Consider the following 16,828-nt stretch of genomic DNA (forward strand, 5'->3'; position numbering starts at 1 on the left):
ATAGTGTGTACTTCTCCATTAACAATTAGACCGTTTCTCCATTCGCCGAGCCGCCAGCATTCCGGGCTGCTTTGCCCTGCATCCATTCATAGATAATCGGGATGACCACAAAGCTGTTAAGGGTGGAGGTAATCATCCCTCCGATCACTACAATGCCCAATACCTGGGAGATGACTGTATCGGCGCTGTGGGATAAGGCAAGGGGAATCAGGGTAAGCACTGTAGTGCCTGCTGTCATCATAATCGGCCGTACCCGGGACAGGCTTCCCTGAATTACCGAGCCCCGGAGGCTCATTCCCTCTTTACGGTTACGTTCAATGGTATCAATGAGAACTATTCCATTGGTTACTACGATACCGGTAAGCATCAATATCCCGATCAATGCGGCGAGATTCCACTGGCCATGGACCCCGTACAAGGCGATCACCACACCGGATAAGGCTAGCGGAATGCTGATCAATACGGCAAACGGTGCTTTCCAGCCCTTGAAGACAAAGCTGGTAATGAGCAGAACTAGAAGTATGGATACAACTACGGCTATAGCCATCTCTAGAACCATCTGCTTGACTTGCTGGGTAATGCCTCCAAGGGAGTAGGTCACGCCGTCCGGAAGCTGCATCTCTTTCAACGTCTGATCTACCGTATCAGACACTTTACTCATGTCACTGGAAATAATCTGTGCACTCACCACAGCGAACGGCTGGCCGTCGCGTTCCTGAATGGACGAGACCGCATCGCTTTTCTGAACGGAGGCCAATTGATCAAGCCGGTACATTTGCCCGTTGCTGCCAGCAAGTGTCTCCGCAGACAATGATGCCAGTACCTCTTCTGGCGTATAGACGGGCAATGACTTCTCATGGACAACGTTCGTTAGAACAGGATCAATATATACGTCTACCGGAAGGATACCCGTTCCTGTCGACGTCATGATATCAAAGTCCTTCCCTTTGGTCATGTACCGTTTCAGCAGGTTATTCAGATCAGCCTCTTTAATGCCCGCCTGCTGTACTTTCTCCCGATCCATGACAACGGCAAACTTCGGAATGCCGTTTGTCATATCCGTCTTCCCCGAAACACTAAGCCCCTGGATATCGACCAGTTTGGTTCGGACCTGATCAGCAGCCTTCTCAAGGGTTTGTTCATCTGCGCCCATCAGCATGATTTTGATTGTCGAATCATCGCCTGCAATGTTCTGGTTGGTTACCGTAATGGCTGCCCGGTCAGATAGGCTCGATAGATCCGATTGTAAAGCAGGTATGAATGTATTGACTGCCTTGACGTTTTTTAACTGGATAGAAAGATTGGCGACATTGGGCTGCTGAATGAATCCGCCGCCTTGGTCAAATACATCGTCAGCCTGTGGCGTGAACGAAGAACCAAAGGTAGCTGAATAGGAGGCGATTCCACCGTTGGCATGCAGAACATCCTCTACGGCTTTAACCTCCTTATCTACTTCCGATAGCGGTGTTCCTTTCGGGAGCTCCACTTTGACCGCAACCTGACCGCTGGCCGTGCTGGGCAGCAGGCTGAACGGAAGCCGTACAGCGAACAGACCGGCGACGATAAAGAGGAGGAGCGAGAGACTAATAACTATCTTTTTGTGCTTCAAAGCGTTCAAAAGAAATGGCTTCATCAAGGGTTCGAGCGTGACAGCCTGGGTCTTCGGCTCTCTCCAGCTGATAAAAGCAAAGGAAGGAATGACCAGCATGGCAACCAGGAACGATACCCCCAGTGCTATAACTACAGACCAGGCAAAGCCTGAATAAGAAGCGCCGATGATGCCGCCCACCAATGCAATCGGAACATAGACGGCAACAGTAGTCGCCGTAGAAGCGAATATAGCCGGCAGCATTTCCACTACTGCAGAAGCCAAGACGTGAAGCACAGGCTTGTCTTTATTTTCATGTACTCGACGGTAAATATTATCCAGAATTACAATGGCATCATCCACAATCCGTCCCATGGCTACAATCAGCCCGGACACAGTGAGGATGTTGAGCGTAACGCCCATCCATTTGAGCACTGCCACTGTAGCCAGCAGCGAAATAGGAAGCGATACGGCAATCAGAAGGGTGGACCGCACATTACGGAAAAAGAATAATACGCAGAGCATGGAGAACAGGCAGCCCAGCAGACCCTCACGAATCAGCCCTTTCAGGGAGTTATTCAAGTCATGCGCACGGTCCGTCAGCAAATTCATCGATACATCACTGCTTTTTACAGCGGAAATTCCGGAGACACGTTCTTTGACATGCTTAGCCACATCCGTGATGGTTGCCGTAGGTGTCTTGATGACATTAATAAGCACACTGGCTTTGCCATTGGTTCGCGAGACGGTTTTGACATCTGTCAGCGACCGGTTTACCGAGGCAACTGCCGATAAGGGGACGCTATCCCCGTCTTTATTTTTGATGGCAAGGTTGTTCAACTGCTGTTCCGTGAGATCCCAACCTTCTATTCGAATAGGAAAGGAAGCTTTGACATTGGCAATGTTGCCTTGCAGGGTGGGGAGATCCAATACAATAGATTTGTTGAAATCGTCCACGGACAGGCCGTTAGCCACCAGATCCTTCATGCGGAGTGCAACGACATATCCCTTATTCGCACCACCGACCGTCTGCACATCCGCCACTCCGGGCACGGATTTCAATTGGTTAACAATATCCGTCTGCAGAGACGATTGCAGAGTCAGATCATCGATTTGACCACTCTTCGCTGTCAGGCTATAACTTAGAATAGGAAAAGTACTTGAGGTTAAGCGGGTGACCACCGGCTTGTTAACTCCATCCGGCAAGTCCGCATCGTTCAACGCTTGCTTCAGTGTATTCTCCGCCTGCTCCATATTGTAATCCATCGGATAATACAGATTCATCAGAAGCCCGCCATCGTAGGAGGTGGTCTCCAGATTGGTAAGTCCGTCCGTCTTGCGGATAGCCTCCTCCAAAGGGGTGGTAATATCACGTTTGATCTGGTCTGCCTGGTACGAGGATGCCCTCAGGGATACCATCAGCGTGGTGTTATTGATCCCGGGGAGATAATCTCTCTGCATTTGATAGGCGGATACCGCCCCCCAGGCTAAAATAAGCACAACACCAATTATAATAATCGTCGCGCGCTGCATTACTGATTCTATGATACGTTTCATCTGTATGTCTCCTCTCAGGTCTATATAGAGAAAAGACTATGAAGTAGGCAGAATTGTTCACTCTGTAAAAAATATATTTTTCTCTATCATAGTTTCATTCTCCAAACGTCAACACGGGTGTCCTCCCTGCCGGATTATACGGCAGAAGTGACACCCGTGTTGATGTGGTTCTAATAGATATATGTTCCCTTCGATTACAGGACCTGCTCCATGCTGTTATCGTAAAGGCCGATCAACTCATCGAAAGCGGAGATAATTACATCCGATCCTTTCAGTTCATCCTGGCGTCCGAACCCAGCATAAGCGCATCCGATCACAGTCTGTCCGTTGCCTTTGCCAGCCTCCACATCGGAGGAACGGTCACCGACCATCCAGGCATCCTTTATGCCGTGATCATCCAGCAGGATGCGCAGCAGCTCGGTCTTGGTAGCAGTGCCCTGCCCGCCTGCGCTATAGAGACCCTCGAACAGCTCCTTCAGCTGATGCACCACAACAATGCTATCAATGTAATCCTTCAGCCCATTGCTCGCTACGAACAGTTTGACTCCGCGCTTATGCAGTGCTGCAAGGGTCTCAGTCACCTTGGGGTACAGCAGGGTACCGCCTGCCTCCAGTCCCTCAATCTCGAGCTGAAGCAGCAGTTCGTCTGCACGGCGGTGTACAGCCTCATCGGCATCCGGCATCACATTCTTCCAGATCTGTGACAGCAGCATACCCAGGCTGCTCAGAATCCGCTCCTCCGGCGGAGTAGGCCCGGAATATAGACCCTCCTCCCGCAATACATCAAACATTTTATGATAAGCGGGCAACAGCAAACTTTCGGTCTGAAACAACGTTCCATCCATATCAAATATGATCGCTTCCGGCTTCTTCAATTTCGTACTCATGAGGTATCCCAACCCTTCAAATGTATGTTTCTGTATTCTCTTCCTTCTGTTAACAGATATACTTCTTACTATGCCCTATAATATAGGATGGCAGCAGGTGTTGTCTACGTACGGTAAGCGGCTGTTCAGTCAATGAAAAGGGACCGGAAGGCAATACACCATAATGGTGTACGCCCTCCAGTCCCTGCTGCTCAATGCTCTATGAAGCCCGTTGCCGGTTTATACGTGATCGAAACTGGCAATCAATTCGTCAAGAACATCTTTGCTGACCATTTTGCCTTTGAAGTTGATGAGATTTTCCGCACTGCCGGAGAAGATGCAGGTAGGTTCATATTTTCTGAGGATGATCTTTTCACCATCAACGAAAATTTCGAGCGGGTCTTTTATGTCAATTCCCATCGTTCTGCGTAGTTCAATCGGAATTACGATACGTCCCAGTTCATCCACTTTTCTTACAATTCCTGTTGCTTTCATTACTATACATCCTCCCTCAAAATAATACTTCATATGTGTTGGTGTTAAAAGCTATCAAAGCTTCTAAATAGTAGAAATGATTAACCCTATATCTGCATTGTAAAGTTCTATTTCTTTCCTGTCAATTTTATTTCTACATCTTTTGATATATATCGACAAAATATTCGACAAAGTTTAGGGTTAATTCGACAAAATATTAGTTCATCCACCATTTTATCCAAAAACCTCGCCCATGAATAGTTCTTTATTTTTACAAAATTAATCTACCGGACACACAACTAAATAGAAACAGTCATAAAATAAAAAAAAACCTCCGGCAACAGTGAGATCTTCTCAGCAGCCAGAGGGTAATTCAGTAATTCAATATTTCAATAATTCAATATCTATGAATGTTTGTCATATTGTCAGGTGTGAATCTCAAAGAGGCGGGCGGTCTTGCCCTGCGGGATCGAGACGGTCAGCACACCACCCTGCTTGTCCCAGCTCCACTCCGAATGATGCTGTTTAGGATAAGCACAGCGTACTTCTGCAGCCTGATCTTGCAGCCCTGGAATCGGAAGCTTAACTGCCGCTGCATCTCCGGCAATCCGCCAGACCGCGAGATAGCGGGTACTGCCATGCCGCAGGCCAAAGCTGACCCACTTGCCCTCGCTGTCAGGCAGGCCCAGCGGCCAGAACGGCAGCGCCTTAGGAATGTGGGCACGGATGGATTTGTAATAATCCAAGGCTTCCTTCACGAGCTCTCTGCGCCGGGGCTCAAGCTCCGCCAGATGGCCGCTCTGATGCACACGGAGCAGCAGAGCGTTAACCATATTGAAGATGACCTCTTCATCATCGCCTTCACGCAGCGGATAGGACCAGACGGCCGATTGCTCCGGCGTAAGGGCTGCCGGCGAACCTGCGGCAATCGCCGCATACTGCACATAATCCTCCTGGTCGCTGGTGGATTGGATGCTGTGCCGGCTGAGCATGGCATAATCCATTCGCATGCCGCCGCTGGAGCAGTTCTCGATCACCAGCTCCGGGTAACGGACAAAAATACTGTCCAGCCAGGCCAGGTAAGCCCGGTTGTGCTGCAGCAGTCCATCACCGAAGCTGTCGGCATCCGTCTCTGTTCCTATGCCTGCATTGATGTTGTAGTCCATCTTAATATAACCCACACCGTACTGCTCCACTAATCTTGAAATCACACCGTCTGCATGAGCAATCACCTTAGGATTCCGGTAATCCAGCTGATAACGGCTGCGGTCTTTGACCCGTTTGCCGTGGCGCATGAAGAACCAGCTGTCATCGGTCTCAGCCAGCTTCGGACTGTTGATTCCCATGACCTCAAGCTCCAGCCAGAGGCCGGGAATCATCCCTTTGCTGCGGATATAATCGAGCACATACTTAATCCCCTCAGGGAAACGTTCGGCGGAAGGCTCCCACTGCCCTACTCCATCCCACCACTCCCCGGGTGCATACCAGCCGGCGTCGATGCAGAAATATTCACAGCCGACACCGGCAGCCGCATCGATCAGAGGAAGCAGCTTCTCCGTTGTCGGGTTGCCCCACAGGCAATTCATATAGTCATTAAAAATAATCCGCAGCAGCTCGTTGTCCTCATTCGGCCGGCGGATCAGCCGGCGGTAGGCTGTAAGCTGTTCCGCCGCACTCTGGAAGCCGCCTTGCACTGCGCCGACAGCTACAGGAACCGAGTTGAATTCCTCTCCCGGCGCCAGCTTCAGCCACCAGTGGTTGTCATGCTCGGTAGGTCCGCTGACCAGCAGCGTGAGCTGGTCGGCTTGATCCGTCAGCTCCCAGTGCCAGGAGCCATTATGCTCTATCTGCCAGAACAGGCTAGTCCCGCTCTCCTTATTGTGCAGAACAGCCATCGGCAGCAGCTCAGCCGCCGACCAGGAACCGGTGTTGCTGGCGGCGATACGCTTGGAGCCACGATCAGCCAGATGGGACATGCCAAGCTCCGGCAGCCGGTAAGTCCGCCACTGCAGCTCACTCTGCCACCCGCTGTGAGCAAGGGTGACCTCCATTTTGTCGTTACGGTCTCCACTGCCTTCCTTATCTACTCCAGTAAGCGCAAAGGTCGAGAGATATTCAACGGAGGCTATATCAGCCCCTTCATTCTTCAGCACCGTCCAGCAGCGGACGGTCTGCACGCCGGTATAGAACTGAAGATGCTGCACAGCTCTAACTCTAGTTACAGGGTCAACCAGACTAATCTCAAGCTTGCGGCCAAGCGCATTTACACTGTCCTTATGACCGGCATATTCCATCCGCAGCCCCGGGTAAGACGCGCGGTGCGTGCGCCCGTGATATTCATCCCGGTCTTCCCCTGAGAGCTGCAGCTCCAGTAACCGGAACCCCGGTTTGTTCTTCTCCGCGATCACTCCATCCTGCAATGGAGCTGCGCCAAAATGCAGCAGCCGGACATCCTGCTGCTCTGTAATTTCGATGGTAAGATAAAGTCCGTTTTCGGCAATTTCAATGAGCCTGCTGTCCATATATAACTTAGCCTCCTGACAAATGTTATTGTCTCTACCCTGCTTTGTGTCTCCTAATTATAAAGCGTCTTTTGTATTCGTAACTCTTGATTTCCAGCGTTCTGCAAAAGTGGCGAAGTAACGGAGGGGAAGTTTGGAATTGGAGGAGCGATAGCGTTCGCCTTTATGGTTGGATTTCCACTGCGCCCAGCAGTTTAAAATCAAGAAATCCAACCATAACAGCGGCCGGAAATCCAAACATTCCTCGCAGTTACGTCAAGCCACTAGTGCTTCCCGCCCCGAAATCTGTGTTACATAAAAAAAGACGGCTTATCCGGTAAATGAAATCTTACCTTCAAGAGCCGTCCCGGGATGGAAGCAATATTGATCTTATTGTTCAGCCGATCCGAATTGAATCCAGGCTTTCTGAATTTCATCGATGGCCTGATCTTTGGTTTTGCTGCCGCCGATATAAGCCTGCATCAGTTCACCGAATTTCTGGTGGAAGGTATCCAGCGAGTAGTTAACCGACAGGTCACCGGATTTCTCGGTTTTGAGGATTTCTTCCATTTCCTTAGGCATTTGCAGGTCAGGCATCGGAGCATCCTTGATTGGAGGGATTACCTTTGCCACTGTGGAGAACCAGTTCTTGCCGTATTCAGAAGTATACAGCCAGTTGAAGAATTCAATGGTTTCCTTAGCTACAGCGGAATCCTTGTTAATGCGAAGCGCCTGGTCGGCACCGGTAATGATCTGGGATTGTTCTGCTTTGTCACTGACAGGATATCCTGTGATTCCGAGATCAAAGTCAGGGGTAATTTTCTTGATGGCTTCTTCATCCCATGCGCCTTTACCAGTCATAAATGCCGCCTTGCCAAGAGCAAAGTCACTGACTTCCGCATTGCTGTCGCGTTCCAGCGGCTTGTCCGTTCCGTGTTTGACCGTGGTGTCGATGAAGCTAAAGAAATTGTTGTACAGTACAGGATGATCCTTGAAGGTAGTATCACCTGCGATGAATTTGCCTACAAGTGTCTTAGCATCCATGCCGGCATCCGTAGCCGCTGCATCCACGAAGTGTTGGAAGATATGCTTCCAGACCCACCACTCTTTATAAGCATTGGCAAATGGCGTAATTCCCTTGGCTTCAAGCTTGGTGATCGCATCATCCAGTTGGGCGGTGGTTTTTGGAACTTCGGTAATACCTGCATCAGCAAGCAGCTTTTTGTTATACATCAGTACGAACAGGTTGCCTTTGACCGGAAGTCCAAGAACCTTGCCGTCAGAGGAGGACATATTGGAGCGGACCGCATCGGTCATTGCAGATGCCAGCGGCTCATTGGTCAGATCGGCACTATATTCAGCAAAGGTGTCGATATCTCCGCCAGCCGTAGTCTGGAAGACGTCCGGAGTGCTGCCTGCGGCAATTTTGGATTTGAGGACCGTATTGTAGTCGGCCTGCATGATTTCCAGGTTGATGGTAACGTTCGGCTTAACTTTTTTGTATTCAGCGATATAGGCATTAAAAGCATCCGTGTACTCGGGAGATGCGGTGAACATATTGATGGTCACAGGTTTGGATGAATCGGTTGCTGTATCAGCTCCCTTATTAGCTCCACCTGTGTTGTTAGCGGCATTATTGGTGTTATTCCCGCCACAACCGGCCAGCAGTCCCCCTGCGAGCAGCAGACTCGCGGATAGTGCCATAATTTTCTTTACCTTCATGATGTGTTGCCCCCTTTTCCTCATGTTTCTTGTGGTCTTGGTGTTATTTTAAATAAAAAGAAAAAGGATAAGAATGTACATAAGTGATCTTATGAGGGTAAAAAAGTGGGCTGATGTAACCGTTTCACTTTTCTCCCTCTGCGAGCAGCAGCCGGAATTCAGTAGGTGAACATTCATAGTAATTGCGGAACGCCTTGCTGAAATAGTTCTTGTCCTTATAGCCCAGCCTCTCGGAGATATCCTGGATTTTGAGAGCGGGGTCCGACAGCAGATCTTTGGCTTTGTCCATTCTCACCTTTTGCACATATTCATGAATGCCATATCCATACTGGCCTTTGAACAGCTTCATCAAGTATTCTCTGCTCAGGAAGTACTTATCCGTGAACATCGATATTTTAATATTCTCAAAGTAATGGTTATCAATGTATGCTTTAATATTTTCCAGCACACTGCTCCGGTCTCCGGCCAGCGATCTGCTGATTTCTCTGGCATAGACATCCAGAATACTGCTGAGGACTACCTCGAACTCTCCAAAAGAGGCGAAATCACTGCCAATGCCAAGCCCCCTCAGCCCTTGGCGCCTTCCACTGCGCAGACGTTCCGGGACAGCATCCAGCTCCAGGGCAATATCCCCCAGCAAAATAATAAACTCTTGTATGGTCCGGTCCGCTTCACCAAGGCTGAACTGCTCCGAGGATTTCCACCTGTGCGTAAAATCGCTGAGTATACTCTTGGCATGATTCACATTCCCGCTCTCCAGGCTGCTGCGGATCAGCGGCATCCGCCCTGTAAGAGAAGGGCTGTCCTTGGCGACTGGCTTGGTATATTCCATATTCGAGACTACGCTGCCCTTCAGGCTCAGCAGATCGATCCCATCCAGTGCAGCTGTAGCCAGCTCATAGGACTGCGCAATCTCCAGACAATCGCTATAAGGCTGCCCAAGCCCGCCGGCACAGATTATCCCGAACAGTTCCTTCAGCGTGGAAGCCGCCTTCTTCATATGATGAAGCGAGAGAAACGCCGCATCTTCCGCATAACTGCCTTGTAAGGTGAAAATAGCGATAAACTCCCGCTCACTCCGGGGACTGGCAAAGCTGAAAGCCTCGAAATGACCGTCGCTATTCTCGTTAATCACATTGGTGACGGCAAAATGCAGCAGATCCCGGTCTTCATGGAACCGGTTATGGCGCACATGCTCCAGATTAAGCATCCGCAGAACCCCTACTGTAAAGTGATTACCGGGCTTGTCCGCACCGATCAGCGGCAGAAATGCCTCATTGGACTGGTTCTTGAAGCTGCGTTCAATGATCGACAGGTACATTTTCTCCTTCAGCTTCGGAAGGGACATATTTAAGGTGATGTTGCGGTTGATGAACTCGCTCTCCTTCTTGCGTTTGGCCTCAAGCACATCGACTGCCTTGCGCAGCGCACTGTTCAGATCCGCACGGTTGACCGGCTTCAGCAGATAATCCACAACCTTGGAGCGGATAGCCTGACGGGTATATTCAAAATCATTGTAGCCGCTAATGACAATCAGCAGCAGATCAGGGAATTCACTTTCAACAATTCTAAGCAGTTCGCTCCCGTTCAGCTCCGGCATTTTCATATCCACCAGGGCCAGATCAATCTTATGACTGCGAAGCATGTCCAGACCCATCTTCCCGTCCGTTGCCTCCAGTACCTGATCTACACCCAGGCCCTTCCAATCTCCAAGAATATTGATCGCTTCGCGCAGCGGCTCTTCATCATCAATAATCAGAACTTTATACATGTTGTCCCAGCCCTCCCCGCGGTAACCGCATATCCATTTGTGTTCCATGCTCATCACTGGCAATGCTAAGCCCAGCTTCTTCACCATATAAGAGCTTCAAGCGTGTATTCAGATTCTTAAGTCCGATGCTCTCCGCATAACCTTCCTCTGCTGACTCTACGCCGCTGTCATCCCACTGAACCTGCAGCGTGCTGATTACCTGCTGAAGGCGTTCTTCAGTTATACCCGGTCCGTTATCCAGTACGGAGATTATGCTGTACTCAGGCGTTATCCGGGCTTCAATCCGGATAGTAACCGTACTGGATACTTTCTCTAGCGCATGCTTGATACAGTTCTCCACCAGCGTCTGAATGGACAGCTTGGGAATTCTCAGTTCAAGCAGGCTGTCATTCCAGTCATATTCCACCTGCATCCGGTTGCCGAATCGGGCTTTTTGCAGGGCTAGATAACGTTCGATATGCTTCAGCTCCTCCCGTGCCTGCACCACATCTCTGCCGCTGATGCAGTATCTTAAGGTCAGTGCCAGATTATCAACCATCTCAACAATGTCATCATTGTTGTTCTTGAGTGCCTTGGTGGAAATCGCCTGCAGGGCATTATAGAGGAAATGCGGATTGATCTCCGCCTCCAGCGCCTTGAGCACAGCGTTCTTCTCGACAATTTTCATTTTATAGCGTTCATTAATCAGCTCATTCGTGTTCTCTACCATCTTGTTGAAATGGCGTGACAGGTAGGCGATCTCGTCACTGCCTTCCACAACTGCTTTGGCATCAAAGCTGCCGGTGCTGAAGCGTTTCATCTGCAGCGAGAGATGCTTCAAGGGACTGGTGATCTTGTTGGAAGTGAAGCTCACGAGAATGACGGACACGATCAAAAAGAGCAGACCGATCGAATAGCTCAACTGGCGCGTTGTCGTTGCCGCTTCATAGATCTGCTTGTAGGGAATCGGCTTGATGAGCTTCCAGCCTTCCTTTTGGCTGATGTCATAGATGACCAGATACTTCTGCCCGCTGTCCGACCAGGTCAAACGTCCGCCTTGGGCCGGAGTCAGCTTCTTAAGCAGCCCCGCCTTTTCAGACTTAAGAACAAATTCACGGTCATCCACCACAAACGGCTCATTGTCCGGACTGACATACATTAGATGCTCCCCTTCATTAAAGGGAATATCCTTCATAATCTCATCTGTGACACTGGAATTGAAATACAGGGACAGCACAGCCTGTGGCTCACGGGTCACAATCGAACGCAGCAGCCGGTGATAGCCCATGAAGCTTTTCTCCGTATTGACAGGGTAATCGCCACTGCTCTCCTCAGCCGACCGCTTCATCACAAAGGACTGATAAGAGCGGTTAAAAGGGCTGTCCAGCGCACGCTTGTACCACGAAAGATTCTCGATTGACGGATGCGGTGCCACCCGGACAGTAATATTGTAGTTCTCCTTGGTGACATAATAATATTTGTGCTCCTTGATCACGTACAGGTATATGGCTTCCAGATCATTTCGCGAAAAATAAAGATTCTTCAAATAAGCCTCTACATACATTTTGGACGCATAGTCACCGGATTCATGCAGGATCGCGTAATTGAACTCATCATAGGAGATCTGCGGCAGTGACAGCTGGCCGATTCCATCCAGATAACTCTCCAGATTACGTCCGACCAGGAGCAGGTTGTTCCGGGTGCTGGAGATACTGCTGTTGACCGATTCTTTGCGAAGCATCCCGTAGGAAATGAACGTCAGTGAGGTCACAACGAGAATAATGATAATTGTGAACAGCAGGATCAGCTTGTTCGCCAGACGGCGCGAAATCCGCTCCAGTAAAGGCTCAAACAGTTTGTGTAGGGTTCTTTTAATGATGCCTTCCTCCTTCTTGCACGGACTTTACGGGAAAATGTTCAGTTCACCTTTTTACCCCTAACTGTACTCTTAAATCCATTTTTGAGTATAGGGGTCTGCTCTATAATACACAATATAGCCTAACCGGAATGGTGATGTGTGGCAAGCCAGTTCAAGACTCCCACCCTATAAATCAAGAAGAGGTGCATCCATGTTAAAAACACTCGGCAGAAGATGGCGCGATAAATTAGACTTCGGGCTGTTCACGCTCCCTGTTCTAATCTGTATCGCTGTTGCGTTCTACATTCCTTTTATCATGACCATCCGGTATTCCATGACAAAATGGAACGGAATATCCAAACATCCCAAATTTGTCGGCCTGGACAATTTCAAAATGATCTTCTCAGGCGATACTAACTTTTCCAATGCAGCCTGGTTCACGGTAAAATATGCAATTCTCTATATTGTGATTGTCAACGTCCTGGCGATTCTGCTGGCCGTGCTGCTCGATATGAAGCTGAAGTCCACCTCATGGCTGAGAGCGGCCTTCTTCATTCCTTACATCCTCAGCCTTGTTATTGTCGGATTCATCTGGAAGTTTATCTTCATGCAGGGCTTCAACTCGCTGGGTGACAGTACAGGCTGGTCAATGTTTGGACTCAGTTGGCTGGGAACACCGGGGCTGGCATTTATCTCGATTCTAGGCGTTTCGATCTGGCAGTCGATCGGGTTCTACCTGGTAATCTATATTGCAGGCCTGCAGTCTGTCCCTGAAGATCTTAAGGAAGCCGCCACGGTTGACGGCGCCGGTCCATTGCGCAGATTCTTCAGCATTACACTGCCGCTGCTTGCACCATCCATCACGATCTCCGTGTTCATGGCACTAACCAACTCGATCAAGGTGTTCGATGTGATTCTGTCGCTGACCGGCGGCGGACCTGGCGGAACCACCTACAGTATCGCATATGATATTTACCGGGATACCTTCCAGAACAATCTGTACGGTTACGGCACTGCGAAAGCGCTTATCCTTTTCCTGGCAGTGCTTGTCGTAACGATCATCCAGCTGACAGTCTTCAAACGAAGAGAGGTTGAGGCATAATGAAAACTAACAACAGCAGAGCAGGCCGGATCATTCTCGAAGTGGTTCTGGTTATCCTCTCTCTTCTATTCCTTTATCCGCTGTTCCTGACGATTATCAACTCTTTAAAAAGCTTCAGCGAAGTCATGACCGATGTCATCGCGCTGCCGAAACATCTGACGTTCAGCAACTACTCGTATGTCTGGAAATTCATCAACTATCCCAGATTGTTCCTGAACAACTTCATCATTACCGGCCTTGGCCTGCTGGGTATTGTATTCGTCTCCTCCATCGCTGCCTATAAGCTGGCGCGGACGAAATCCAGATTAAGCGGAGTCATCTATTTCCTATGCATCATGCCAATGCTGATCCCGTTCCAGTCGATCATGCTGACTGTACTGCAAACGGCCAAGAACCTGAACCTCTCCGAGAGCACATGGGGACTGGGGCTGCTGTACTGGGGATTCGGCGCTCCACTGGCCGTGTTCATCTACCATGGTTTTGTGAAAGGCATTCCGCTGGAAATCGATGAGAGCGCCACAATCGACGGAGCTTCCAGCTTCCGGCTGTTCTTCAGTGTCATCTTCCCGCTTCTGAAATCGGTAACGACGACCATTGTTATTATTGACGTCATGTGGATCTGGAATGATTTCCTGCTCCCGCTCCTGATGGTTAATGGCTCACCGGATACCAAAACTTTGACGCTGGCCGCCTACACCTTCGTTGGACAATATACCTCCGACTGGCAGTATGCGATGACAGCGATGGTAATGGCCGTACTGCCTTCTATCATCGTGTTCATCTTCCTGCAGAAATATATCGTCAAAGGCGTTGTAGCCGGCGCGGTTAAGGGCTGATTAGGAAAAAGGCTGAAAGCAGCTGCTGATAGGTAAAATCGAAAAGCACCGCCAAGGAAGGAAAACTTGCCTTGGCGGTGCTTTTTGATTCTTCTTGGTTGATATCCTGTACCTACTTTCGCAATGCCACCCGGTACACCGGAACAGCCGTAACGCTGTGGAACACAGCGGTTGACTCTCCGCTATACTGCTTCTCTACTGCCATCGCGGCATCTGCCGCTATAGTCGTTACCCCCTTGCGCAGCGGTGTGGTCTCGAGAATAATCTCTCCGCTTCCCAGTACATCCCTGAAGCGGGATAAGCCGATCTCCCATGGCGCACCGTTATAGAAATGATCGTGAAAGAGTTGACCAGCCGTAAAGGCATATCCGACATTTCCTGTGTAATCGATGTTTAGCAGCACCTCTTCCACACCTTCCAGGAGATCCCGGGAAAGCTGAAGCGCTATTTTGTGGTCATGGATCCGGCGGAGGTCCAGCCGGATATCCTTAGCCGGCAGCTCCAGATCGAAGCTGTGGAACCATTCCCCGCTATGCTGCGCGATCGAGCAGTCTGTACGCGCCGTAGTCCACCGGGCAGGCGCAGCAAGGCTTCCGGTATATTCCCGGAAGGAGAAGCTGCTCTGGCCGCTGCTGAAGAATTCAATGCCATCCTGGGTCTGTACAGGCGGAACTTCCGAGAAAATGATCCGTTGCTGCCCCTCATCCTCCATCTCCCAGAGTGTAGCTGCTTCTTTGGCATGCATGGCATAAATCCGGATCTCCCGTGCGCCGTCCTGTGTAATCCGGATCATTCCTGAGCGATCATGCGGGATAACCACCGTGTACTTATTATCAAGGCCCTTTTCAACCGTTCCGACATCTGCCGATAGGCCTGTAATGCCCGATTGTGCATCAATCAGAAACTCCCCGTCCACACCCTCAGGCATGGAGAAAAAGTACGTAGCCGCTTCCGCAGACTCCACCAACGTCACCGGCTGGGCTGTAGCAAAACGCAGGTTCAGCCCGTCCAGCGCAAAGTTGAACGGAAAGATGAATGAGGCATTTTTACGGACGGTCAGTGAGCTCTTTCTTGGAAATTCAATCGTTTCGTCAGTCAGCAGGATAGCAAACCGGATATCCTCATGGGTCTCCATCACTACATGATCCTGATAGTTATTAATGAACAGGAACCCTGCTGTGCCATCCGTACGGACGGCATACCGCAGCGTATGTGAGTCTTCAGGAGTGATAGTCTCCGCACCTTCCGGCAGAGCCGTCGCCATTGGCGCAAGGCGTTCTCCGAACCGGCGGAGGAAATAATGCAAAGGACGCAGCAGGTGTGCCGAATCACGGATCTGTCCGAACTCTCCGATAGGAGCCTGGAAATCATAAGTAATCCTTGGAGTGGTGCTCTCATTCAAGTAAACGGTTCTCCCTACCGGATTCGTGCCGCCATGGAACATATAATAGCCGACAAAATTGCACCCGCCCCCGATCTTCATCAGGCTCATCGCCATCACACTTTCCGGTTCCACCTGGAACCGTGACAGGTACCAGGTCTGCATCCCTCCGCCCATTTCACAACAGGCAAACGGATATTTAGTCTTGGGATAGGGAGGATTGAATTCACCGGTTCCGGCAGCTTCATTATGATAATTCACGAATACATACTCTGGAGTCGGCTTCTGATGCGGATTCTGTTCGCTGATGCTCCATGGCGTATAAGCATATCCTCCATATAAAGGAAGCACCTCATCCTCCAAAAATGGTGCAGCTCCCCATCCTGTACTGGTATAGACCGGTGCAACCATTCCTGCTTCAACGGCATACTGCTTAAGCAGACGCATATGCTCGGAGCCAGCTTCACCGCCAAGTCCGCCGCTGAGGTATTCATCACCTTGCTTCGCGGTCAGCTCCCACAGGGCTGCAGCGGCATTGAACTCGTTCTCCAGTTGAATGCCAACCACCGGCCCGCCGTCTTTGAACATCTGCCCCGCTGCCTGTGCTCCAATCTCCTGGAACAGCCGCTGGACATAATTCAGGTAGCCTTCGTCATTGGAACGCACATCGAAGGAACGCCCGAACAGCCAGTCCGGCAGTCCGCCGTTACGGACCTCCCCGTGACAGAACGGGCCCACACGCAGAATGACGTACATATGATTCTTCGCGCACAGCTCTATGAATTTCCGTAAATTACGGTTACCCCGCCATTCAAAAAAACCTTCGATTTCTTCATGATGATTCCAGAAGATGTAGGTGGCGACAATATTAATCCCGGAAACTTTCATCTTGCGGATTTCTGCCTCCCAGCAGTCTTCCGGGTAACGGGAGTAATGGAATTCACCGCAGATGGCAAAATACGGCTTGCCGTTCAGCTCCATATAGTAGTTCGTGAAGCTGATGCGGTCTCCCTGTGGATGGGTTCCCCCCAGCCGCAGGGTCGCCGGATAAATATCTTTCGGGGCAATGCCCGCTTGGATGGTGTATGCCATATTCAGCAGCTCCTTTTCAAAATAAATAAGGGCCACCCCAAAGCTAATGCTTTGGAGCAGCCCGGAAGCCGTTACATAAGCTTCACTCTTATTCAGCTATT

10 protein-coding genes are annotated in these 16,828 nt (G+C 50.1%); 2 read left to right on the forward strand and 8 right to left on the reverse strand.

Annotated elements, in window-relative coordinates; all coding sequences use genetic code 11:
• Window positions 1-25: 25 nt before the first annotated feature.
• From AC0MA3_RS07815 to AC0MA3_RS07845, 7 genes are all read right to left on the reverse strand, one after another.
• Window positions 26-3,145 (reverse strand): efflux RND transporter permease subunit, encoded by a 3,120-nt coding sequence (locus AC0MA3_RS07815; protein WP_474655757.1) that lies wholly within the window; start codon window positions 3,143-3,145, stop codon window positions 26-28.
• A gap of 194 nt (window positions 3,146-3,339) precedes the next feature.
• Window positions 3,340-4,032: an HAD family hydrolase gene (locus AC0MA3_RS07820; RefSeq protein ID WP_474655758.1), complete on the reverse strand. Its 693-nt coding sequence runs from the start codon at window positions 4,030-4,032 to the stop codon at window positions 3,340-3,342.
• A 219-nt stretch (window positions 4,033-4,251) separates the two neighbouring features.
• On the reverse strand, window positions 4,252-4,506 hold the full coding sequence (locus tag AC0MA3_RS07825; protein WP_231575410.1) for an AbrB/MazE/SpoVT family DNA-binding domain-containing protein: 255 nt from the start codon (window positions 4,504-4,506) through the stop codon (window positions 4,252-4,254).
• A gap of 404 nt (window positions 4,507-4,910) precedes the next feature.
• On the reverse strand, window positions 4,911-7,007 hold the full coding sequence (locus tag AC0MA3_RS07830) for a glycoside hydrolase family 36 protein (RefSeq protein WP_474655759.1): 2,097 nt from the start codon (window positions 7,005-7,007) through the stop codon (window positions 4,911-4,913).
• A 369-nt stretch (window positions 7,008-7,376) separates the two neighbouring features.
• Window positions 7,377-8,708 carry an ABC transporter substrate-binding protein gene (locus AC0MA3_RS07835; RefSeq protein ID WP_379160856.1) on the reverse strand — a complete coding sequence of 444 codons (1,332 nt, stop codon included), beginning with the start codon at window positions 8,706-8,708 and terminating at the stop codon, window positions 7,377-7,379.
• Window positions 8,709-8,832: 124 nt separating this feature from the next.
• Window positions 8,833-10,479 (reverse strand): response regulator transcription factor, encoded by a 1,647-nt coding sequence (locus AC0MA3_RS07840; protein WP_474655760.1) that lies wholly within the window; start codon window positions 10,477-10,479, stop codon window positions 8,833-8,835.
• The gene (locus AC0MA3_RS07845) at window positions 10,472-12,229 is read right to left on the reverse strand and encodes a sensor histidine kinase (RefSeq protein ID WP_474655761.1); all 1,758 of its coding nucleotides are present in this window, start codon (window positions 12,227-12,229) and stop codon (window positions 10,472-10,474) included. The genes AC0MA3_RS07840 and AC0MA3_RS07845 overlap by 8 nt, the downstream gene beginning before the upstream one ends.
• A gap of 298 nt (window positions 12,230-12,527) precedes the next feature.
• On the opposite strand from AC0MA3_RS07845, the gene AC0MA3_RS07850 reads away from it, so the two are divergent.
• A complete protein-coding gene (locus tag AC0MA3_RS07850; RefSeq protein ID WP_379160847.1) occupies window positions 12,528-13,418 on the forward strand; it encodes a carbohydrate ABC transporter permease in 891 nt (296 codons plus the stop codon).
• Entirely contained in the window at window positions 13,418-14,254 is an 837-nt protein-coding gene (locus AC0MA3_RS07855) for a carbohydrate ABC transporter permease (protein WP_474655762.1), read from the forward strand. The genes AC0MA3_RS07850 and AC0MA3_RS07855 overlap by 1 nt, the downstream gene beginning before the upstream one ends.
• 112 nt (window positions 14,255-14,366) lie before the next feature.
• Here the strand turns inward: AC0MA3_RS07855 and AC0MA3_RS07860 are convergent, their stop codons facing one another.
• On the reverse strand, window positions 14,367-16,727 hold the full coding sequence (locus AC0MA3_RS07860) for a beta-galactosidase (protein WP_474655763.1): 2,361 nt from the start codon (window positions 16,725-16,727) through the stop codon (window positions 14,367-14,369).
• Window positions 16,728-16,828 lie beyond the last annotated feature (101 nt).

Source organism: Paenibacillus sp. LS-5 (assembly GCF_056121505.1).